Origin of the sequence: Burkholderia aenigmatica, assembly GCF_902499175.1 — a bacterium.
In the GTDB taxonomy this organism is placed as follows: domain Bacteria; phylum Pseudomonadota; class Gammaproteobacteria; order Burkholderiales; family Burkholderiaceae; genus Burkholderia; species Burkholderia aenigmatica.
Map to the genome: position 1 here is coordinate 1 of NZ_CABVQC010000057.1, position 22,095 is coordinate 22,095.

Genomic DNA, 22,095 nt, shown 5'->3' on the forward strand with positions numbered 1-22,095 from the left:
GCGTACAACCACTATTCGATGCTGAAGAGCGTCGAGGACATCTTCGGGCTCGACCATCTCGGCTATGCAGGGCAGGCCGGCCTGCAGGGCTTCGGCGGCGACGTGTTCACGAACCTGTGAGGCCGGCACGCAGGTCCGGCCGGAGGTCCGCTGGCGGGGGCTGGCGCGCGCTGGGCGCGGCGCTGGCGATCGGGTGGTGCGTAACGGCGGCCGGCGCTGCGCCGGGCAGTGCGGCAGCGCCGGCGGTATCGCCTGAAGCCACTGCCGGCGACATGGCCGCGCTCGGCAAGCTGATGTTCTTCGATCCGGCGCTGTCGGCGTCGGGCCGGATGTCGTGCGCGACGTGCCACAGCCCCGATCACGCGTACGGGCCGCCGAACGGTCTCGCCGCGCAACTCGGCGGCGCGGACCTGAAGCGGCAGGGCACGCGCGCGGTACCGAGCCTGCGCTACGTGCTGAACCGCACGCCGGTCTGGTCGCACCCGCAGGCCGCCAGCGTGGCGGAGCGGCTGACGGAAACCGACAACGCGCCGATCGGCGGTTTCGGCTGGGACGGCCGCTTCGACCGGCCGCGTGACCAGGCGAGCTTTCCGCTGCTGAATCCGGACGAAATGGCGAACCCGAGCGCGGAGGCCGTGGTCGGAAAGCTGCGGCGCGCGCCGTACGCGGAGCGCTTTCGCCGCGTGTTCGGCGCGCATGCGCTCGACGACCCGCAGCAGGCGTTCGCGAACGCGATGCGCGCGATCGAGCGTTTCGAGCTCGACGATCCGAGCTTTCATCCGTACACGAGCAAGTTCGACTACTACCTCGACGGCAAGGTCGAACTGAGTGCGCGGGAACTGCGCGGCAAGCGGCTGTTCGACGATCCCGCGCGCGGCAACTGCGCGTCGTGTCACATCGACCAGCCGGGCGTGAACGGCGCGCATCCGCTGCTGACCGACTTCACGTTCGAAGCGCTCGGCGTGCCGCGCAACCGCGAATTGCGCGCGAACGCGAATCCCGACTACTACGACCTCGGGCTGTGCGGCCCCGTGCGGAAGGACCAGGCGGCGGACCGCGCGAACTGCGGGTTGTTCAAGACGCCGTCGCTGCGCAACACGTCGCTACGCCGGGTGTTCTTCCACAACGGCCGCTTCCACGCGCTGAAGGACGCGCTGCGCTTCTACGTGCAGCGCGATACCGACCCCGCGAAGTGGTATCCGACCGACCGGCACGGCCGCGTTGTGCAGTACGACGACCTGCCTGCGCATCTGCGCGTGAACGTCGACACGACAGACGAGCCGCTCACACGCAAGCGCGGCGAGAAACCGGTGTGGAGCGAGCACGATATCGACGACGTCGCGGCCTTCCTCGCGACGCTCGATGACGGGTATGTGCTGCCGGCGAAAGCGGCCGGCCGGCGCGTGTCGCGCTGACACGCGCCACGCGCGGCGGCAATCGCCGCCGCGTCGTGGCGTCTGCATTGCCGGGTAATGCTTATCCGGGTATCGCGTGTACCACCCAACCCACTGTTTTTATTCACTTTTCTCGTTATCGTGGTACTCCATGAGCCGATTTTGCGTGGCATAATCGATCACATCCGTAAGGCTTGTAGTCACAACGACCCCGCATACCCATGGCACAGACTCTCTACGACAAACTGTGGAACACCCACGTGGTCCACACCGAGGAAGACGGCACGACGCTGCTCTATATCGACCGTCAGCTGCTGCATGAAGTCACGAGCCCGCAGGCGTTCGAAGGGCTGAAGATGGCGCAGCGTCCGGTGTGGCGCATCAGCGCGAACCTGGCCGTGTCGGACCACAACGTGCCGACCACCGATCGCAGCCACGGCATCGCCGATCCCGTCTCGAAGCTGCAGGTCGACACGCTCGACGCGAACTGCGATGCGTTCGGCATCACGCAGTTCAAGATGAACGACGTGCGCCAGGGCATCGTCCACATCATCGGGCCGGAGCAGGGCGCGACGTTGCCGGGCATGACGATCGTGTGCGGCGATTCGCATACGTCGACGCACGGCGCATTCGGCGCACTTGCGCACGGCATCGGCACGTCGGAAGTCGAGCACGTGCTCGCCACGCAAACGCTGCTGCAGAAGAAGAGCAAGAACATGCTCGTGAAGGTCGAGGGCACGCTGCCGCGCGGCTGTACCGCGAAGGACATCGTGCTCGCGATCATCGGCAAGATCGGCACCGCCGGCGGCACGGGCTATGCGATCGAATTCGGCGGCTCGACGATCCGCGCGCTGACGATGGAAGGCCGCATGACCGTCTGCAACATGGCGATCGAAGCCGGCGCGCGCGCGGGCATGGTCGCAGTGGACGACACGACGATCGATTACCTGAAGGGCCGTCCGTTCGTGCCGACCGGCGCGGAATGGAACCAGGCCGTCGAATACTGGCGCCAGTTCAAGTCGGACGAAGGCGCGCAGTTCGATCGCGTGGTCGAGCTGAACGCAGCCGAGATCGTCCCGCAGGTCACATGGGGCACGTCGCCGGAAATGGTCACGTCGATCGACGGTCGCGTGCCCGATCCCGAGCGCGAGAAGGATCCGGTCAAGCGCGACGCGATGGAGCGTGCGCTGGCCTATATGGCGCTCGAGCCGAACACGCCGATCGAGTCGATCAAGGTCGACAAGATCTTCATCGGGTCATGCACGAACGCACGCATCGAGGACATCCGCGCAGCCGCGTACGTCGTGAAGAAGCTGAACCGTCGCATCGCGTCGAACGTGCGGCTCGCGATGGTCGTGCCGGGCTCGGGTCTCGTGAAGGCGCAGGCCGAACGTGAAGGGCTCGACAAGGTGTTCACGGATGCCGGCTTCGAATGGCGCGAGCCGGGCTGCTCGATGTGCCTCGCGATGAACGCCGATCGTCTGGATCCAGGCGAGCGCTGCGCATCGACGTCGAACCGCAACTTCGAAGGCCGGCAGGGCGCGGGCGGTCGTACGCACCTCGTCAGCCCCGCGATGGCGGCAGCCGCGGCGATCGAAGGCCATTTCGTCGACATTCGCCAGCTGGGGTAACGCGTGACGGCATCGAAACTCGTGGCGCGGCTGGTTGCCGCGCTGGCGCTCGCAGGGCTGGGCTTCGGCCTCGCGGGCTGCAATACCGTCCAGGGCTTCGGGCAGGACGTCAACGCCGCCGGCAGCGCGCTGAAGCGCGCCGCGGAGTAACGTCCCCCGCCGAGAATTTGTCGATGTGCGCCGGCTGAACGCCGGCCCTTCAACCGGATAGACGGATCATGGAAAAATTCACAGTGCATACCGGCGTCGTGGCGCCGCTCGATCGCGAAAACGTCGACACCGACGCGATCATTCCGAAGCAGTTCCTGAAGTCGATCAAGCGCACGGGTTTCGGCCCGAACGCGTTCGACGAGTGGCGTTATCTCGACCACGGCGAACCGGGGCAGGACAACTCGAAGCGTCCGCTGAATCCCGACTTCGTGCTGAACCAGCCGCGCTACCAAGGCGCATCGGTGCTGCTCGCGCGCAAGAACTTCGGCTGCGGCAGCTCGCGCGAGCACGCGCCGTGGGCGCTGCAGCAGTACGGCTTCCGCGCGATCATCGCGCCGAGCTTCGCGGACATCTTCTTCAACAACTGCTACAAGAACGGGCTGCTGCCGATCGTGCTGACCGAGCAGCAGGTCGATCACCTGTTCAACGAGACGGTCGCGTTCAACGGCTTCGAAGTGACGGTCGACCTCGATGCGCAGGTCGTGCGTACGGGCGACGGCCGTGCGTATCCGTTCGAGATTACCGCGTTCCGCAAGTACTGCCTGCTGAACGGCTTCGACGACATCGGCCTCACGCTGCGCCACGCGGACAAGATCCGCCAGTTCGAGGCCGAGCGCCTCGTGAAGCAGCCGTGGCTCAACACCAAGCTGGTCGGCTGACAGCGCCTTTCGGGCGGGCGCGCCGGCGGCGCGTTCGCCGGCCTGCCTCCATCACACTCTACCCAGTCAGGAATTTCGCATGAAGATTGCAGTGCTGCCCGGCGACGGCATCGGTCCGGAAATCGTCAATGAAGCCGTGAAGGTGCTGAACGCACTCGACGAGAAGTTCGAACTCGAACAGGCGCCGGTCGGCGGCGCGGGCTACGAGGCAAGCGGCCATCCGCTGCCCGACGCGACGCTGAAGCTCGCGAAGGACGCCGACGCGATCCTGTTCGGCGCCGTGGGCGACTGGAAGTACGACTCGCTCGAGCGCGCGCTGCGCCCCGAGCAGGCGATCCTCGGGCTGCGCAAGCATCTCGAGCTGTTCGCGAACTTCCGCCCGGCAATCTGCTATCCGCAGCTCGTCGATGCATCGCCGCTGAAGCCCGAACTGGTCGCGGGCCTCGACATCCTGATCGTGCGCGAACTGAACGGCGACATCTACTTCGGTCAGCCGCGCGGCGTGCGCGCTGCACCGGACGGCCAGTTCGCCGGCGAGCGCGAAGGTTTCGACACGATGCGCTATTCGGAACCGGAAGTGCGCCGCATCGCGCACGTCGCGTTCCAGGCGGCCCGCAAGCGCGCGAAGAAGCTGCTGTCGGTCGACAAGGCGAACGTGCTCGAAACGTCGCAGTTCTGGCGCGACATCATGATCGACGTGTCGAAGGAATACGCGGACGTCGAGCTGTCGCACATGTACGTCGACAACGCCGCGATGCAGCTTGCGAAGGCGCCGAAGCAGTTCGACGTGATCGTCACCGGCAACATGTTCGGCGACATCCTGTCGGATGAAGCGTCGATGCTGACGGGCTCGATCGGCATGCTGCCGTCGGCGTCGCTCGACAAGAACAACAAGGGTCTGTACGAACCGTCGCACGGTTCGGCACCGGACATCGCGGGCAAGGGCATTGCAAACCCGCTCGCGACGATCCTGTCGGCCGCGATGATGCTGCGCTACTCGCTGAATCGTGCAGAGCAGGCCGATCGCATCGAGCGCGCGGTGAAAGCGGTGCTCGAACAGGGCTACCGCACGGGCGACATCGCGACGCCGGGCTGCCAGCAGGTCGGCACGGCGGCGATGGGCGACGCAGTGGTCGCGGCGCTGTAACGAAACAGGTAGAAAGGGCGCGAACGGGCCGCGAATTCGGCCGGTTCGCGTGCGGTTGGCCGTTGTGCGGGCCACCGGCTTTGTGTAGACTCGAACGATGGCGCATTTTTCCCTGATCTCCCCGGTCTTGAAACTCCACGGCAACATTGCCCGTGCGGGTGCGCGCGCCATCGTCATCACGAAAACCATTACCACGAAAACGATCATTAAACGCTGATCGTCCGTCGTGCCCGCCTATTTCCCCGCGCGGTCACACCGGGGACGGAAATGGCGGGGAAGCTCCATCAAAGGGTTAGTCATGAACGTAGGTCTCGTAGGTTGGCGCGGCATGGTCGGCAGCGTCCTGATGCAGCGCATGCAGGAAGAGGGCGATTTCGACCTGATCGAACCGGTGTTTTTCAGCACCAGCAACACGGGCGGCAAAGCGCCGTCGTTCGCGAAAAACGAGACTACGCTCAAGGACGCGACCAACGTCGACGAGCTGAAGAAGTGCGACGTGATCATCACGTGCCAGGGCGGCGACTACACGAACGACGTGTTCCCGAAGCTGCGCGCGGCCGGCTGGAACGGCTACTGGATCGATGCGGCATCGTCGCTGCGGATGCAGGACGACGCGGTCATCATCCTCGATCCGGTCAACCTCGACGTGATCAAGGACGCGCTCGTCAAGGGCACGAAGAACTTCGTCGGCGGCAACTGCACGGTCAGCCTGATGCTGATGGCGCTCGGCGGCCTGTTCCGCGAGAACCTCGTCGACTGGATGACGGCGATGACCTACCAGGCCGCATCGGGCGCCGGCGCGCAGAACATGCGTGAACTGCTGTCGCAGATGGGCACGCTGAACGGCGCCGTGAAGGAGCAACTCGCCGATCCGGCTTCCGCGATCCTCGACATCGACCGCCGCGTGCTGGCCGCGATGAACAGCGATGCGATGCCGACGAGCCACTTCGGCGTGCCGCTCGCCGGTTCGCTGATCCCGTGGATCGACAAGGATCTCGGTAACGGGATGTCGAAGGAAGAGTGGAAGGGTGGCGCGGAAACCAACAAGATCCTCGGCAAGCCGGCCATGGGCCAGCCGGGTTCGATCCCGGTCGACGGCCTGTGCGTGCGGATCGGCGCAATGCGCTGCCACTCGCAGGCGCTGACGATCAAGCTGAACAAGGACGTGCCGCTCGACGAGATCAACGACATCCTTGCATCGGCGAACGATTGGGTGAAGGTCGTGCCGAACGAGCGTGAAGCGTCGATGCGCGACCTGTCGCCGGCGAACGTCACGGGCACGCTGACGGTGCCGGTCGGCCGCCTGCGCAAGCTCGCGATGGGCGGTGAATACCTGTCGGCGTTCACGGTCGGCGACCAGCTGCTGTGGGGCGCGGCCGAGCCGCTGCGCCGCATGCTGCGTATCCTGCTCGACAAGTAAGCCTGCATGTCCGGCCCGCGAGATGCGGGCCTCATTGCACGAGATTGCGCGCCGCGTCGGCCTTGAACCTATCAAGGCTGGCGCGGCGCGTTTTTCATGCGCGGGTCAGCGCATGTTCAGGAGCGTCTGGTCGACGGTCTGCTGGGTCTTGATTGTCTGCGCGTTGGCCTGGTAGTCGCGCTGCGCCTTGATCAGGTTCACGAGCTCGGTCGTCAGGTCGACGTTCGAGTTTTCCAGCGCGCTCCCCTGCAGCGTGCCGTGGTTCGTGCTGCCCGGCGCGGAGATCTGCGGCACGCCCGACGCGGCGGTTTCCACATACTGATTGCCGCCGATGTTCTCGAGCCCGTTCGGGTTGTTGAAGTTCGCGAGCGCGATCAGGCCGAGCACCGCGCTCTGACCGTTCGAATAGTTGCCGGTGAGCTTGCCGTCGGCGCCGATCGAGAACGTCGTCAGCGTGCCGCTCGCGAAGCCGTCCTGGGCGAGATTGTTCACGCCGCTTTTCCCGCCGAACTGCGTCGTGCCGCCCAGGTCGAGCGTCAGGTTCTGCGGATTGGCGCCACCCGACGCGTTGGGGATCGAGAACGCGAACTGGCCGAGGCTCGCCGTCGGCTGGCCGGTTGCGGCCGACGTCGTCGAGCTGATCCGGCCCGATGGGTCGAACGTGATGGTGCCGAGATTCGTCGGCGTCTGGCCCTGCACGCCAGCGTAGGCCTGCCACGTGCCGGCCGTGTTCTTCGTGAAATACATCGACACCTGCTGCGCGCCGCCCAGCGTGTCGTACACCTGGATCGACGAATTGTAGTTGTACGTGGCGTTGTCGCCCGCGTTGAACGGCGTCTTGGCCGGTACCTTGTCCTGCGAGTTCAGGTTGAACTGGCCGGCGATCTTCGTCGACGCCTGCGGTGCGATGTTGGTGGTCGGCGCCTGCAGCGGCACCGTCGCCGCGGTGTTGATCGCGCCGCCCGGGCCTGCTGCATAGCCCATCAGGTTGCGGTTTTGCGCGTCGACGATGGCGCCGCTCTTGTCGCGGTGGAATACGCCGTCACGCGAGTACGTCGTCACGCCGTTGTTCGACATCTGGAAGAAGCCGTTGCCGTTGATCGCGATGTCGAGCGACGACTTCGTCGTGTTGATCGTCCCCTGGCCGAATTGTTGCTGCACCGACGTGAGCCGCGTGCCGATGCCGATCTGCGTGTTGGTCGACGTCGCGACCGAATTCGCGTACATGTCGGCGAAGTTCGCGCGACCCTGCTTGAAGCCAACCGTGTTTGCGTTCGCGATGTTGTTGCCGATCACGTCGAGATGGTTCGCCGCGCCGGCCAACCCGCTCAAGCCCTGTTGATAGCCCATGTTCGATCCCCGTAACGAGCTGGTGAGTAAATGCAGTCGTGCGACTGCGCGATGCCTCCCTGGCACCTCACGGCGTCAGCCCGGCCGACCGCGTGCCCGCCTTTCCGGCGGAGGCGGGCGCGATGGTCGAATTGCGCCGATTCTTGTTTGAAGACGATCGTAGCGATGGCAATTATTCGGTCTGTGTAATTTTGTGTAATGTAATTGAATTGCTGCTGAAATGATCGATTTCGTATGAGAAATGAGGTGGGGGTGCGGCCTGGAATCCTTGATGGGCGGGGGGTTGGCGGCGTAAATTCCCAATTCGACGATAAGAGAGGGGAATTGGCCTCTTATCGATCAAATGGAATTTATTGGAATGGATTTGATGGCTGGCGGGATTTATTTTTATTGTTTGCTGTTAATCCATTTACGGCAGGCCGCGCGAATTATTGAGCAAACGTACCCGATTTCCCGGTCGTGGCGCGGCATCGAGCCCGGGGTATGTCAGCCGCCCGGTGAGCGAGCAAAGGCCGCGACGTTCGTTCGGGATGCGATGCGGTCGGTCGGTTTTTCAGCTGCGAGCGGCGTGCTTTCGACTGATCGTGGGCGCCGGCATGCGGCATGCACTCCCTGGCATCGGCGCGGCCCGGTCGCCGGGTGCGCCGGCGCGCGAATGCGACCGGTTGCACCTGCCGGCGACGAATTCGGCCCGAACCCGATCGCGTGAAGTAAACTACGCGGTTACGACGCACAGACCCGCCGAAAGCGTCGCGTTCCACGCGACGCTTTTGCATTTCTGCGGCAACTTTATTGACGCTTTCAACCGCGAATCCGAGCCGCGCCCGCGCGCGGCGATAGAGCCAACGATGTCCCGAATTTCCTTGTTTCCGCGCCTGTCCCGTCTGTCGCGCGCCGTGCGTGGCGCGCTGGCGATCCTGGCGCTCGGCACAACCGCATCGGCCTGGGCGGCCGGCACCGGCGAACTGCCGGCGTCCGCTGCCGGCGGCGCAGTGCCGCTTACCGTGACGGTCCAGCCGGGCCAGTCGCTGAACGACATCGCGAAAGCGGCGACGCAGTCGCGCGATCCCGTCGTGCTCGCGCGCGCCGGCCGCGCGCTGTTCGACGCCAATCCGCAGGCGTTCATGAAGCACGACGCGAGCCGCCTGAAAGTCGGCGCGACGCTGGCCGTGCCGGCGCTCGACGCGACCGGCGCGGCACTCGTGCCGGCCGCCGCATCCGGTGCATCGGGGGCGACGGCTGCGTCCGCGCCTGCGGCGGCATCGGGCGGCACGGCAGTCGCGCAGCATGGTGCGTCCGCACCGCATCCGGGGTCGACCGCGCAATCCGCGCCGGTGGCGCCGGCCATGCATGCGGCGCCGGTGAGCGGCGCGAGCGTGGCAGCGGCCACCGGCGCGTCGGCATCGGTCGGCGCTTCGGCTGCGCACGGCGCATCGGCTGTCGAAAGCATGCAGCCGGCGGCGCCCGTTGCCGGTGCAAGCGGTCCGCATGTGTGGAGCGGCACGATCCAGTCGGTGCCGTCGTCCGCGAGCGGTGTCGCGATCCCGCCTGCGACGGGCAGCCAGGTGCCGGGCACGAACGAACCGTCAGGTGCAGCGCCTGTCGCGGGTGCGTCGCAGCCGCGTCCGTCGAGCCTGCAGCAACTGCTGGCGCTGAAGAACCGCGTGCTGATGGAATTGCAGAAGCACGGCATCGGCAAGCCGGCCACGACGAACGACGCCGCGCCGGCTTCGTCCCCGGCACGCGCGCCCGCCGTGCCTCCGGCCGCGAACGAGGCGGGCGCATCCGCTGCCGCGCCGACGGCAGGCGAAGCCGCGTCCGGCGTCGCCGCCAGCGCGGTGCAGTCGGCATCGGTATCGGCGCCCGCGCAACCGGTCGCACCGGAGGCGGCGCCTGCACGCAGTAGCGAGATGGACTGGCGTCCGGCCGCGGTAGCCGGTGCGGCCGTGATCGTCCTCGCGGCAGGTTTCGCGTGGCGCAAGCGCCGGAAAGGCCGGGGCAAGGAAGAGGCGGGCACGGGTGCGACGGCTGCCGCGTCCGTAGCGGGCGGTGCCGCGGCTGCGGAAGCCGCAGTCGCGCCGACTGTCGAGCCCGAACTGCCGATCCGGCCCGAAATGCCGGTCGCGCGTGACGCGGCTTCCGACTTGACCCTTGCTGCGGCGACTGCTGCGGCGGCGGAGACGGTCGAGCCGTCCGACACGGATATGTCGCCGATGCCGGAAGCGGCGAAGCCGCATGACGAGCTGCCCGCGCACGCCGCAGTGCCGCCCGCAAGCGAGGCGGCTCCGGCTCCGCGCGATGCCGAGCCGGTAGAGCAGATCGCTGCCGAAAAGCCGGCGGAAAAGGCTGCCGAGACGCCGCTTGCACCCGTGGCCGCCGAAGCGCAGCACGCGGCGCTGATGCAGAACGCGATCAGCGCGCTCAACAGCGTCGACATGCCGCTGCCGCCGCGCACATCCGACGAGTCGGTGGCGGACGAGCCCGCTGCACGGGCAGGGCAGTCCGACACCGATAAAATCGCAACTAACGGTCAAGCCGCCCGGCACCTGCCGATGGGCTCGGCCGCACCGGCACCGGAACATCCGGCCGACCAGGACGACGAGTTCGATTGGGATCCGGACGCGGCGACGCCTGCCGTCCACACGGGCAGCCCGTTCGCGACGTCGTCGCTGCCGCCGCTCGGCGGCGCGCAGTTCGGTGCGCTGAAGCTCGATTTCGATCTCGACCTGCCGTCCGCGCCGGGCGCCGCATTGCCGGCGCTGACACCGGACGAGCTCGCCCGCATCGCGCGCAACAAGCTCGATCTCGCGTCCGAGTACGTCGAGCTGGGCGATCTGTCCGGCGCGCGGACGCTGCTGCAGGAAGTGGTCGACGCGAACGACGCCGCGACGCGCGACGATGCACGCGCGCTGCTCGCGAAACTGGCGGACGAGGCGTGATGCGGATCGCGCTCGGCATTCAGTACGACGGCGCCGCGTTCTGCGGCTGGCAGGCGCAGCCGCACGGCAAGACCGTACAGGATCGGCTCGAGCACGCGCTGGCCGAGTTCGCGCGCGTGCCGCTGCATACGACGGTGGCCGGGCGGACCGACACGGGCGTGCACGGGCTCGGGCAGGTCGTGCACTTCGATACCGACCTCGATCGCGAGGTGTTCTCGTGGGTGCGCGGCACCAATGCGTTCCTGCCGTCGACCGTGGCGGTGCAGTGGGCGAAGCCGATGCCGGAGACGTTCCACGCGCGCTTCTCGGCGTTCGAACGCACGTATTACTACACGCTGTACGTGCATCCCGTCCGCTCGCCGATGCTGGCGGGGCGCGCGGGCTGGATCCACACGCCGCTCGACGACGATGCGATGCGTGCCGCCGCCGCGCACCTGATTGGCGAGCACGATTTCTCGTCGTTCCGGTCATCGGAATGCCAGTCGAAGACGCCGGTCAAACACCTGTACCAGATCGACGTGCGGCGCGTGGGCCACTTCATTCATTTCCGCTTCCGCGCCAACGCGTTCCTGCACCACATGGTGCGCAACCTGATGGGCTGCCTCGTCGCGGTCGGTCGTGGCCGCTATCCGGCCGACTGGCTGGCCGACGTGCTGGCCGGGCGCGACCGCAAGCTTGCGGCGCCCACGTTCATGGCCGACGGGCTGTACCTCGCCCACGTCGGCTACCCGGCGGAATTCGCCGTCCCGCCCGCGCAGCTCGGCAGCGTGCCGTGGAGTAGCGTCTGGGCCGATCTGGACCCTCAATCATGACGGATCACGCCGTGTCTCCCTCGATTCCCGCCGCGGCCGGCCTGCCGCCGCGCACGCGCATCAAACTGTGCGGGCTGTCGAAGCCCGAGGACGTGCTGCACGCGGCCGCGCTCGGCGCCGACGCGATCGGCCTCGTGTTCTACCCGAAGAGCCCGCGCGCGGTGTCGATCGCGCAGGCGGCCGAGCTGGCGCGCCTCGCGCCGCCGTTCGTGTCGGTGGTCGGGTTGTTCGTGAACGCGACCGAAGCCGAGATCGAGGCCGTCGTGCGCGACGTGCCGCTCACGCTGCTGCAACTCCATGGCGACGAGACGCCCGAGCAGTGCGACGCGCTTGGCCGCGCGGCACGCCTGCCGTGGCTGCGCGCGGTGCGCGTGGGCCCCTCGACGCAATCGGCCGATTTGGTAGAATCGGGTCTTCATTATTCGAAAGCGCGCGGCCTCCTGTTCGACACCCTGGTGCCGGATTACGGTGGTAGCGGCAAGGTCTTCGATTGGTCTCTTATTCCCGCAGAGCTCGCGCATCGGGCCGTTTTGAGTGGTGGCTTGAGCGCGCAAAACGTCGGTGATGCGATTCGCCAGTTGCGCCCGTTTGCTGTCGATGTCTCGAGTGGCATCGAAGTGGAGGGCGCGAAGGGCGTGAAGGATCACGCCCGGATGGCGGCGTTCGTACGCGCGGTGCGCGAAGCGGACGCCGGGTGATGCAAGCCGGCGCAGCCCCGAAAGCGGGGTGCACCGACCGATCGAGAGAGACACCATGTACAACCTTCCTGATGACCGCGGCCACTTCGGCCCGTATGGCGGCACGTTCGTCGCCGAGACGCTGATTCACGCGCTGGACGAGCTGCGTGCCGCGTATGAAAAATTCCAGAACGATCCCGATTTCGTCGCCGAATTCGAGCGCGAGCTGAAGCATTTCGTCGGCCGTCCGTCGCCGATCTATCATGCGCAGCGCTGGAGCGAAACGCTCGGCGGCGCGCAGATCTACCTGAAGCGTGAAGACCTGAACCACACGGGCGCGCACAAGATCAACAACGTGATCGGCCAGGCGCTGCTCGCGAAGCGCATGGGCAAGAAGCGCGTGATCGCCGAGACGGGCGCCGGCCAGCACGGTGTCGCGACCGCGACGATCTGCGCGCGCTTCGGGATGGAGTGCGTCGTCTACATGGGTTCGGAAGACGTGCGCCGCCAGGCCGCCAACGTCTACCGGATGAAGCTGCTCGGCGCGACGGTGGTGCCGGTCGAATCGGGTTCGCGCACGCTGAAGGATGCGCTGAACGAAGCGATGCGCGACTGGGTCACGAACATCGAGAACACGTTCTACATCATCGGCACGGTCGCGGGCCCGCACCCGTACCCGATGATGGTGCGCGACTTCCAGCGCGTGATCGGCGACGAGTGCAAGGTGCAGATGCCCGAGCTCGCGGGCCGGCAGCCCGACGCGGTGATCGCCTGCGTCGGCGGCGGTTCGAACGCGATGGGCATCTTCTATCCGTACATCGACGACACTTCGGTGCAGCTGATCGGCGTCGAAGCGGCCGGCGACGGCCTCGACACGGGCCATCACGCGGCGTCGCTGATCGCCGGCAGCCCGGGCGTGCTGCACGGCAATCGTACCTACCTGCTGCAGGACGACGACGGCCAGATCATCGAGACGCATTCGGTGTCGGCGGGCCTCGACTATCCGGGCGTCGGCCCCGAGCATGCGTGGCTGAAGGACAGCGGCCGTGCGCAATACGTCGGCATCACCGACGAGGAAGCGCTGAAGGCGTTCCATGACTGCTGCCGGATCGAGGGGATCATTCCCGCGCTCGAGTCGAGCCACGCGATTGCGTATGGCGTGAAGCTCGCGCCGACGTTGCCGAAGGACAAGATCCTGCTCGTCAACCTGTCGGGCCGCGGCGACAAAGACATGCACACGGTCGCCGAGCGATCGGGCATCGAGCTCTGACCCCGACCGATGCGTGACCTGATCGAAGAACCGGGCGGCGGTGCCGCGAGCGAGGCGGGGGCGGTTCAGCCTGCCGCCGCCGTGCCGCGCGCGCTGCCGTCCGGTATCGAACTGCATAACCGCGATTTCCTGACCCATGCCGCGCACCTGCCGGACGCGTCGATCGACCTGATCGTCGCCGATCCGCCGTACGGGCTCGGCAAGGACTACGGCAACGACTCGGACAAGCGTTCGGGCGACGATTTCCTCGCGTGGACGCGCGAGTGGCTCGAGCTCGCGATTCCGAAGCTGAAGCCGAGCGGGTCGATGTACATCTTCTGCACGTGGCAGTACGCGCCGGAAATCTTCAGTTTCCTGAAGACGCAACTCACGATGGTCAACGAGATCATCTGGGACCGGCGCGTGCCGAGCATGGGCGGCACGACGCGCCGTTTCACGTCGGTGCATGACAACATCGGCTTTTTCGCGGTTTCCAAGGCGTATTACTTCGATCTCGATCCGGTCCGCATCCCGTACGACGCCGACACGAAGAAGGCCCGCTCGCGCAAGCTGTTCGAGGGCAGCAAGTGGCTGGAGATGGGCTACAACCCGAAGGACGTCTGGTCGGTTTCGCGCCTGCACCGGCAGCACGCGGAGCGCGTCGATCATCCGACCCAGAAGCCGCTGGAAATCATCGAGCGGATGGTGCTCGCAAGCTGCCCGCCGGGCGGCCGCGTGCTCGATCCGTTCATGGGCAGCGGCACGACCGCGGTGGCCTGCGCACGGCAGGGGCGCGACTTCGTCGGCTACGAGATCAACGAAAGCTATTGTGCGATCGCGCACGAGCGCGTGAACGCGCTCGCTGCGCCGGCGTGCGCGTGAATCGCGCCGCCGCATCGCCGAACGCAACCCGTACTTTGTATGGGACCGGAGTAAGCGCCAAAGCGCTCACTCCGGATCGATACTTTGTATGGGACCGGAGTAAGCGCTAAAGCGCTAACTCCGGATCGACACAGGAAAATTGCCATGTCCCGTATTCAGCAGACCTTCGCCGCGCTCGCCGAACAAGGCCGTAAGGGCCTGATCCCGTTCATCACGGCCGGCGACCCCGATCCGGCCAAGACCGTCGAATTCATGCACGCGCTCGCCGAAGGCGGCGCGGACGTGATCGAACTCGGCGTGCCGTTCTCGGACCCGATGGCCGACGGCCCGGTGATCCAGCGCTCGTCGGAACGCGCGCTCGCGCGCGGCGTCACGTTGAAGAGCGTGCTCGCCGACGTGAAGCGCTTTCGCGAAACCGACCCCAAAACCCCCGTCGTGCTGATGGGCTATGCGAACCCGATCGAGCGGATGGGCGTCGACGTGTTCGCGGCCGAAGCACAGGCGGCCGGGGTCGACGGCGTGCTCGTCGTCGACTATCCGCCGGAAGAGGCGGGCGTATTCGCCGAGAAAATGCGCGCCGCGCAGATCGATCCGATCTTCCTGCTCGCGCCCACGTCGACCGACGAACGCATCGCCGACGTCGGCAAGATCGCGAGCGGCTACGTGTATTACGTGTCGCTCAAGGGCGTGACCGGCGCAGGAAATCTGGATGTTTCGAGCATTGCGGGTAAAATCCCGGCCATCAAGTCGCGCGTGCCGGTTCCGGTCGGCGTCGGCTTCGGTATCCGCGACGCCGAAACGGCGCGCGCGGTGGCCGAGGTATCGGACGCGGTCGTGATCGGCAGCCGCCTCGTGCAGCTGCTCGAAAGCGCTGCGCCGGAGGGGGCTGCCGCCGCGCTGAAGACTTTCATCGCCGAGCTGCGCGCCGCCCTGGACGGCGCGGGCAAGACGGCGCGATAAACACAACACAGGAAGCGGGAGCGGGCCATGCGGCCCGGCCCGCCACGGAACAGGAAACCATACGATGAGCTGGCTCGACAAACTGTTGCCGCCGAAGATCAAGCAGACCGATCCGAAAAGCCGCAAGGGCATTCCGGAAGGCCTGTGGGTCAAGTGCCCGTCCTGCGAGGCCGTGCTGTACCGCAACGACGTGGACGCGAACCTGCACGTGTGCCCGAAGTGCGATCACCACATGCGCATCGGTGCGCGTGAGCGCCTCGACGGGCTGCTCGATGCGGAAGGCCGCTACGAGATCGGCCAGGAAATCGTGCCGGTCGACACGCTGAAGTTCAAGGACAGCCGCAAGTACCCGGATCGTCTGAAGGAAGCGATGGACGACACGGGCGAAACCGACGCGATGGTCGTGATGGGCGGTGCGATCCACACGCTGCCGGTGGTCGCGGCCTGCTTCGAGTTCTCTTTCATGGGCGGCTCGATGGGCTCGGTGGTCGGCGAGCGCTTTGCACGCGGCGCGCAGAACGCGCTCGAGCAGCAAGTGCCGTTCATCTGCTTCACCGCTTCGGGCGGTGCACGGATGCAGGAAAGCCTGCTGTCGCTGATGCAGATGGCGAAAACCACCGCGATGCTGACCAAGCTGGCCGAAGCCAAGCTGCCGTTCATCTCGGTGCTGACCGACCCGACGATGGGTGGCGTGTCGGCGAGCTTTGCGTTCCTCGGCGACGTCGTGATCGCCGAACCGAAGGCGCTGATCGGCTTCGCCGGCCCGCGCGTGATCGAGCAGACGGTTCGCGAGAAGCTGCCGGAAGGCTTCCAGCGCGCCGAATTCCTGTTGAAGACGGGCGCGATCGACATGATCGTCGACCGCCGCAAGATGCGCGACGAGATCGCGCAGCTGCTCGCGCTGCTGCAGCGTCAGCCGGCCGACGCGCTGGCTTGACCGGCGCAAGGTTGTGAATACTGCGCGTCGCCTGGCTTCAGCGCCAGGCGGCGCGCTTCGTTTTTTTGCGTAGTGGCGGTCCCGATCCAGATTTGATCCGATGAGCACTTTTCCCACTCTCGACGCGTGGCTTTCGCATCTCGAACGCGCGCACCCGGTCGGCATCGACATGGGCCTGACCCGCATCGGGCAGGTCAAGGCGGCGCTGCAGCTCGAATTCGCGTGCCCCGTCATCACCGTCGGCGGCACGAACGGCAAGGGCTCGACCTGCGCGTTCCTCGAGACGATCCTCGTGCGTGCCGGCTACAAGGTCGGCTGTCACACGTCGCCGCACCTGCTCGAATTCAACGAGCGCGCGCGCGTGAACGGGCAGAACGTCACCGATGACGAACTGCTGCCGCACTTCGAGGCCATCGAAGCCGCGCGCACGTCGCTGCCCGAGCCGGTGTCGCTCACGTATTTCGAATTCACGACGCTCGCGATCCTGCACCTGTTCGCATCGCGCGGGCTCGATGCGGTGATCCTCGAAGTCGGCCTCGGTGGCCGGCTCGACGCGGTCAACATCATCGACACCGACTGCGCGATCATCACGAGCATCGACATCGACCACACCGAGTATCTCGGCGACACGCGCGAGAAGATCGCGTTCGAGAAGGCCGGGATCTTCCGTCCGGGCAAGCCGGCGGTCTGCGGCGATCCGGCCGCGCCGCAGACGCTGATCGACCATGCGGAAGCGATCGGCGCGGATCTGTGGCTGGTCGGCCGCGATTTCCGCTACGAGGCGCAGGCAGGCGCCGAGCGCCAGCAGTGGAGCTACCTCGGCCGCGAGAAGCGCTATCCGGCGCTCGCGTATCCGGCGCTGCGCGGGGCGAATCAGCTGATCAATGCCTCGGCCGCGCTCGCTGCGCTCGAAGCGCTGCGCCCGGTGCTGCCGGTGTCCGCGCAGGACATCCGGCTCGGCCTCGCGAACGTCGAGTTGCCGGGGCGCTTCCAGGTGCTGCCCGGCAAGCCGGCGATCGTGCTCGACGTCGCGCACAACCCGCATGCTTCGGCCGTGCTCGAGCAGAACCTCGGCAACATGGGGTTCTTCCCGTACACCTACGCGGTGTTCGGCGCGATGCACGACAAGGACATCGATGGCGTGCTGCAGCATCTGAAGGGCGAGATCGACCACTGGTGCGTGACCGACCTGCCGCTGCCGCGCGCGGCCTCCGCGGAGCAGCTCGAAGCCGCGCTGCGCAAGGCCGGCGTGGAGGAGGGGCCCGATTCGAGCGTGACGCGTTACACGTCGCCCGCTGAAGCGTTTCGCGATGCACTAAAAAGAGCATCCGAGAATGATAGAATCGTGGTTTTCGGCAGTTTCCATACGGTTGCCGGCGTGCTGGCCTACCGTAAATCGCAGCAACACTGACTGACGGGCAGTTTCGGACTCAGCCATTCATGGGAATTTTCTCGTTCGGCAAAAAAGACGACGACGCGCCCCCGCGGCGCGGCGGTCGCACCGGGACCTCCCGGAACGTGCGCACGGAGCGCACTGAACGCGTCGAGCGACGCTCGCGCCGCACGGAGCGTCCGGAATCGGACGCCCTGCTCCTCGATCCGACCCTTCCAGAAAAGCAACGCGCGCGCCGTCGCCTCGTCGGCGCGATCGCGCTCGTCGTCGCCGCCGTGATCGTGCTGCCGATGGTGCTCGATTCGCACCCGAAGCCGGTCACGGACGACATCGCAATCGACATTCCGAACCGGCCCGCGCACCAGGCGGTCGCACCGCGCGACGATGACGCCTCCGACGTGCAGGCAGGTGTCGCGCACGACGAACCGCCGGCATCCGACGTCGCCGTTGCGGCTGCACCGGCTCCGGTGCCGAAGAGCGCTGACAAGCCGGCCGCGAAACCCGATACCACGACCACGGCGAGCGTGACGCCGCCGAAGCCCGCGCCGAAACCGGCTGCCCCCGTGGCGAAGCCGGCTGCGCCGAAGCCTGCGCCCGCGACCGTCGCGAATGTCGACGCCGCGAGCCCGGACAGCGGCGATGCGTCGTCGCCGTCGTCGCCGGCCGGTGCGCGCTTCGCGGTGCAGCTCGGGTCGTTCAAGGACGACGCGACGGCCCGTTCGTGGGCCACCAAGTTGAAATCGGCGGGCGTGCCCGCATATGTCGAGCATCGCAAGCAGGCAGACGGCAGCACGGCTACACTGTTGCGTGCGGGCCCGTTCGCGGATCGCGCGGCGGCTTCCGCCGCGATCGCGAAGGTGCGCGAAGCCGGTCTGACGCAGTAACGCACGATGCTGACGGCTTTCGACTACGCTGTATTGGCGGTGATCGTGTTGTCGGCGCTGCGCGGTGCGTGGCGCGGCTTCGTGTCCGAGATTTTCGGGCTGATCGGCTGGATCGCGGCGATCGTGATCGCGGGCCGCTACGTCGGACTGGTCGTGCCGTATATTCCGGCGAACTGGCCGGGCGGCGCGCTGACGCAGTGGGTGATCGCCTTCGCGTTGCTCGTGATCGGCGTGGTGCTGGTCGCCGGTGTCGCAAACGCGCTGCTGTCGCGGATCGCGCAGGCGAGTGGCCTGGGCGGCGTCGACCGCTCGCTGGGCATGATGTTCGGGCTCGTCCGCGGCTGCGTGCTGGTGGTGCTGCTGGTCGCGGCGGCCGGGCTGACCGAGCTGCCCAAACAGGATTTCTGGCGCAATGCGCTATTGCGTCCTTTCGCCGAACAGGGCGTGCACGAGCTGAAGCAGCTCCTGCCCGACGGCATGGCCCAGTACGTACGCGTGTGACGACGCGGCCGGGCAGGACGGAACCGATTTTGTCATTCTGAAGGACATGCCATGTGCGGCATCGTAGGCGTTATCTCCCAATCCCCGGTCAACCAGCTGATCTATGACAGCCTGCTGCTGCTGCAGCATCGCGGTCAGGACGCGGCGGGCATTGCGACGGCGGACGGCAGCAATTTCCACATGTACAAGGCGAACGGCATGGTGCGCGACGTGTTCCGCACGCGCAACATGCGCAGCCTGCCCGGCACCTACGGCATCGGCCAGGTGCGTTACCCGACCGCCGGCTCGGCGTCGAGCGAAGCCGAGGCGCAGCCGTTCTACGTGAATGCGCCGTTCGGGATCATCCTCGCGCACAACGGCAACCTGACGAACTGGCAGCAACTGAAGGACGAGATGTTCCGGATCGACCGCCGGCATCTCAACACCAATTCCGACAGCGAAGTGCTGCTCAACGTATTCGCGCACGAGCTGCAACTGTCGACCACGGGCCTCGAGCTCGATCCGGCGTCGGTGTTCAAGGCCGTCGCGGGCGTGCATCGCCGCCTGCAGGGCTCGTACGCGATCGTGTCGCTGATCGCCGGCTACGGCCTGCTCGCATTCCGCGATCCGTTCGGCATCCGCCCGCTGTGCATCGGCAAGCTCGAAACCGAGCACGGCACCGAGTGGATGGTCGCGTCGGAGTCGGTGGCGGTCGAAGGCATCGGTTTCGAATTCGTCCGCGACGTGCAGCCGGGCGAAGCGATCTTCATCGATCCGGCCGGCAACTTCCACAGCCAGCAGTGCGCGGAGCAGCCGACGCTGAACCCGTGCATGTTCGAATACGTGTACCTCGCGCGTCCGGATTCGTGCCTCGACGGCGTGCCGGTCTACAACGTGCGCCTGCGCATGGGCGACTATCTCGCCGAGAAGATCAAGCGCGAACTGCCGAACGTGCCGATCGACGTCGTGATGCCGATTCCCGATTCGTCGCGCCCGGCTGCAATGCAGGTCGCCGCGAAGCTTGGCGTCGAGTATCGCGAAGGCTTCTTCAAGAACCGCTACGTCGGCCGTACCTTCATCATGCCGGGGCAGGCCGTGCGCAAGAAGTCGGTGCGCCAGAAGCTCAATGCGATGAGCATCGAGTTCAAGGACAAGCACGTGCTGATCGTCGACGATTCGATCGTGCGCGGCACGACCTCGCATGAAATCGTGCAGATGGCACGCGATGCAGGCGCGAAGTCGGTGATCTTCGCGTCGGCGGCGCCGCCCGTGAAGTTCCCGAACGTGTACGGCATCGACATGCCGACGCGCGGCGAGCTCGTTGCGCATGGCCGCACCGATGAAGACGTCGCGAAGATCATCGGCGCCGACCACCTGATCTACCAGGACGTCGACGACCTGCGCCGCGCGGTGCGCGACATCAACCCGAAGCTCGAAGGCTTCGAGGCGTCGTGCTTCGACGGCAACTACATCACCGGCGACGTGACGCCCGAGTATCTCGATGCAATCGAGCGCGCGCGCCTCACGCCGGCATCGCAGGCCGATCGCGATACGGCTGGCGATACCGAACGCTCGCAGATGAACCTGCAGCTGTCGGTCGAGTGACACCGGCGCACGCTTCTGACGAGGCGTGATAGGATGTGGCCTTGCGTCGATTTGATATCAGCTTGCGGACGCGGGGCGATTTCCCAAAACAGCTAAAGCGAAGGCCGGTGGCAACCGGCCCGAGTCGATCGCTGTCGTACCGCACCGAAGCCCGCTGATGCCGACGCATAGCGGGCTTTTTGTTTTGGCCTGGTTTTGACTGGGTTCGCGCCACTCGCGCGGCCATCGAATACGGAAAACGGAACATGGACGACTCCCTCAACTTCGACACGCTTGCCGTGCGCGCGGGCACGCTGCGCAGCGACTTCAACGAGCATTCGGAAGCGCTGTTCCTCACGTCGAGCTTCTGCTTCCAGAGCGCGGCCGACGCAGCCGAGCGCTTCGCGAACTCGGAAGACTACTTCACCTATTCGCGCTTCACGAACCCGACCGTCACCATGTTCCAGGAGCGTCTCGCGGCGCTCGAGGGCGGCGAGGCGTGCATCGCGACCGCGTCGGGGATGGCCGCGATCATGTCGGTCGTGATGGCCGCGCTGCAGGCGGGCGATCACCTCGTCAGCTCGCGCAGCCTGTTCGGCTCGACGCTCGGGATGTTCTCGCAGATCTTCAGCAAGTTCGGGATCACGACGACCTTCGTCGACCCGACCGACCTGAACGCATGGCAGGAAGCCGTGCGCCCGGAAACGAAGATGTTCTTCCTCGAGACGCCGTCGAACCCGCTGACCGAACTTGCCGACATCGAGGCGATCGGCAAGATCGCGAAGGCATCGAACGCGCTGTTCGTCGTCGACAACTGTTTCTGCAGCCCGGTGCTGCAGCAGCCGCTGAAGCTCGGCGCGGATGTCGTGATGCACTCGGCCACCAAGTTCCTCGACGGCCAGGGCCGCGTGCTCGGCGGCGCGCTGGTCGGCTCGAAGGAATTCATCATGGGCAAGGTGTTTCCGTTCGTGCGCAGCGCGGGCCCGACGCTGTCGGCGTTCAACGCGTGGGTGCTGCTGAAGGGGATGGAGACGCTGTCGCTGCGCGTCGAGAAGCAATCGGCGAACGCGCTGGAGATCGCGCGCTGGCTCGATTCGCATCCGGCCGTCGCGCGTGTGTTTCATCCGGGCCTCGAATCGCACCCGCAGCACGAACTCGCGAAGCGTCAGCAGAAGGCGGGCGGGGCGATCCTGTCGTTCGAGCTGAAGGGCGACACGCCCGAACAGCAGCGCGCGAACGCGTGGCGCGTGATCGACAACACGAAGCTGATCTCGATCACCGGCAACCTCGGCGATACGCGCACGACGATCACCCATCCGGCGACGACCACGCACGGCCGCATCACGCCGGAAGCGCGCGCGGCAGCGGGGATCAGCGAAGGGTTGATCCGCTTGTCGGTCGGCCTGGAGGATGCGGGCGACCTGCGCCGCGATCTCGCGCGCGGCCTCGAAGGCTGAGCGCGGCACGTCACGCCTGTCGTGACGTGA

General features: G+C 66.4%; 20 protein-coding genes. 19 read left to right on the forward strand and 1 reads right to left on the reverse strand.

From position 1 onward, the window contains the following. Window positions 1–272 precede the first annotated feature (272 nt). The 6 genes from BDO18943_RS31135 to asd all read left to right on the forward strand — a co-directional run bounded on the left by BDO18943_RS31135 (window position 273) and on the right by asd (window position 6,461). Entirely contained in the window at window positions 273–1,415 is a 1,143-nt protein-coding gene (locus BDO18943_RS31135; protein WP_235996235.1) for a cytochrome-c peroxidase, read from the forward strand. Window positions 1,416–1,615: 200 nt separating this feature from the next. Beyond that, complete coding sequence (gene leuC, locus BDO18943_RS31140; protein WP_089453366.1) at window positions 1,616–3,025, forward strand: 3-isopropylmalate dehydratase large subunit; 1,410 nt, start codon at window positions 1,616–1,618, stop codon at window positions 3,023–3,025. Window positions 3,026–3,028: 3 nt separating this feature from the next. Beyond that, window positions 3,029–3,175, forward strand: coding sequence for an entericidin A/B family lipoprotein (locus BDO18943_RS31145; protein ID WP_043177617.1), 147 nt, complete (start codon window positions 3,029–3,031; stop codon window positions 3,173–3,175). Between the two features lie 68 nt (window positions 3,176–3,243). Then, window positions 3,244–3,894, forward strand: coding sequence for a 3-isopropylmalate dehydratase small subunit (leuD, locus tag BDO18943_RS31150; protein ID WP_175025300.1), 651 nt, complete (start codon window positions 3,244–3,246; stop codon window positions 3,892–3,894). 79 nt (window positions 3,895–3,973) lie between these two features. Beyond that, on the forward strand, window positions 3,974–5,041 hold the full coding sequence (gene leuB, locus BDO18943_RS31155) for a 3-isopropylmalate dehydrogenase (protein ID WP_175025301.1): 1,068 nt from the start codon (window positions 3,974–3,976) through the stop codon (window positions 5,039–5,041). A 298-nt stretch (window positions 5,042–5,339) separates the two neighbouring features. Beyond that, window positions 5,340–6,461, forward strand: coding sequence for an aspartate-semialdehyde dehydrogenase (asd, locus tag BDO18943_RS31160; RefSeq protein WP_043177609.1), 1,122 nt, complete (start codon window positions 5,340–5,342; stop codon window positions 6,459–6,461). 105 nt (window positions 6,462–6,566) lie between these two features. Here the strand turns inward: asd and flgE are convergent, their stop codons facing one another. Further along, window positions 6,567–7,811, reverse strand: a complete 1,245-nt coding sequence (flgE, locus tag BDO18943_RS31165; protein WP_175025302.1) for a flagellar hook protein FlgE — start codon at window positions 7,809–7,811, stop codon at window positions 6,567–6,569. A 38-nt stretch (window positions 7,812–7,849) separates the two neighbouring features. Between flgE and BDO18943_RS31170 the strand changes: the two genes are divergently transcribed. From BDO18943_RS31170 to BDO18943_RS31230, 13 genes are all read left to right on the forward strand, one after another. After that, the gene (locus tag BDO18943_RS31170) at window positions 7,850–8,035 is read left to right on the forward strand and encodes a hypothetical protein (protein ID WP_175025303.1); all 186 of its coding nucleotides are present in this window, start codon (window positions 7,850–7,852) and stop codon (window positions 8,033–8,035) included. 624 nt (window positions 8,036–8,659) lie between these two features. Beyond that, a complete protein-coding gene (locus BDO18943_RS31175) occupies window positions 8,660–10,750 on the forward strand; it encodes a FimV/HubP family polar landmark protein (protein ID WP_175025304.1) in 2,091 nt (696 codons plus the stop codon). After that, the gene (gene truA, locus BDO18943_RS31180; RefSeq protein WP_175025305.1) at window positions 10,750–11,562 is read left to right on the forward strand and encodes a tRNA pseudouridine(38-40) synthase TruA; all 813 of its coding nucleotides are present in this window, start codon (window positions 10,750–10,752) and stop codon (window positions 11,560–11,562) included. Before BDO18943_RS31175 ends, truA begins: the two co-directional genes overlap by 1 nt. Next, the gene (locus BDO18943_RS31185; RefSeq protein WP_175025306.1) at window positions 11,559–12,260 is read left to right on the forward strand and encodes a phosphoribosylanthranilate isomerase; all 702 of its coding nucleotides are present in this window, start codon (window positions 11,559–11,561) and stop codon (window positions 12,258–12,260) included. The genes truA and BDO18943_RS31185 overlap by 4 nt, the downstream gene beginning before the upstream one ends. A gap of 55 nt (window positions 12,261–12,315) precedes the next feature. After that, on the forward strand, window positions 12,316–13,509 hold the full coding sequence (gene trpB / locus BDO18943_RS31190; RefSeq protein WP_043177597.1) for a tryptophan synthase subunit beta: 1,194 nt from the start codon (window positions 12,316–12,318) through the stop codon (window positions 13,507–13,509). 9 nt (window positions 13,510–13,518) lie between these two features. Next, on the forward strand, window positions 13,519–14,370 hold the full coding sequence (locus tag BDO18943_RS31195) for a DNA-methyltransferase (RefSeq protein ID WP_011355718.1): 852 nt from the start codon (window positions 13,519–13,521) through the stop codon (window positions 14,368–14,370). A 144-nt stretch (window positions 14,371–14,514) separates the two neighbouring features. Continuing rightward, window positions 14,515–15,330, forward strand: a complete 816-nt coding sequence (gene trpA / locus BDO18943_RS31200) for a tryptophan synthase subunit alpha (protein ID WP_175025307.1) — start codon at window positions 14,515–14,517, stop codon at window positions 15,328–15,330. A gap of 64 nt (window positions 15,331–15,394) precedes the next feature. Continuing rightward, window positions 15,395–16,267, forward strand: coding sequence for an acetyl-CoA carboxylase, carboxyltransferase subunit beta (gene accD / locus BDO18943_RS31205; protein WP_043177592.1), 873 nt, complete (start codon window positions 15,395–15,397; stop codon window positions 16,265–16,267). Between the two features lie 100 nt (window positions 16,268–16,367). Then, a complete protein-coding gene (gene folC, locus BDO18943_RS31210) occupies window positions 16,368–17,678 on the forward strand; it encodes a bifunctional tetrahydrofolate synthase/dihydrofolate synthase (RefSeq protein ID WP_175025308.1) in 1,311 nt (436 codons plus the stop codon). A gap of 29 nt (window positions 17,679–17,707) precedes the next feature. Then, complete coding sequence (locus BDO18943_RS31215; protein ID WP_175025309.1) at window positions 17,708–18,544, forward strand: SPOR domain-containing protein; 837 nt, start codon at window positions 17,708–17,710, stop codon at window positions 18,542–18,544. Window positions 18,545–18,550: 6 nt separating this feature from the next. Then, window positions 18,551–19,045 carry a CvpA family protein gene (locus BDO18943_RS31220; protein WP_027782633.1) on the forward strand — a complete coding sequence of 165 codons (495 nt, stop codon included), beginning with the start codon at window positions 18,551–18,553 and terminating at the stop codon, window positions 19,043–19,045. A gap of 51 nt (window positions 19,046–19,096) precedes the next feature. Next, window positions 19,097–20,629, forward strand: a complete 1,533-nt coding sequence (gene purF, locus BDO18943_RS31225) for an amidophosphoribosyltransferase (protein ID WP_175025310.1) — start codon at window positions 19,097–19,099, stop codon at window positions 20,627–20,629. A gap of 245 nt (window positions 20,630–20,874) precedes the next feature. Continuing rightward, window positions 20,875–22,065, forward strand: coding sequence for an O-succinylhomoserine sulfhydrylase (locus BDO18943_RS31230; RefSeq protein WP_175025311.1), 1,191 nt, complete (start codon window positions 20,875–20,877; stop codon window positions 22,063–22,065). The last annotated feature ends 30 nt before the right edge of the window (window positions 22,066–22,095 follow it).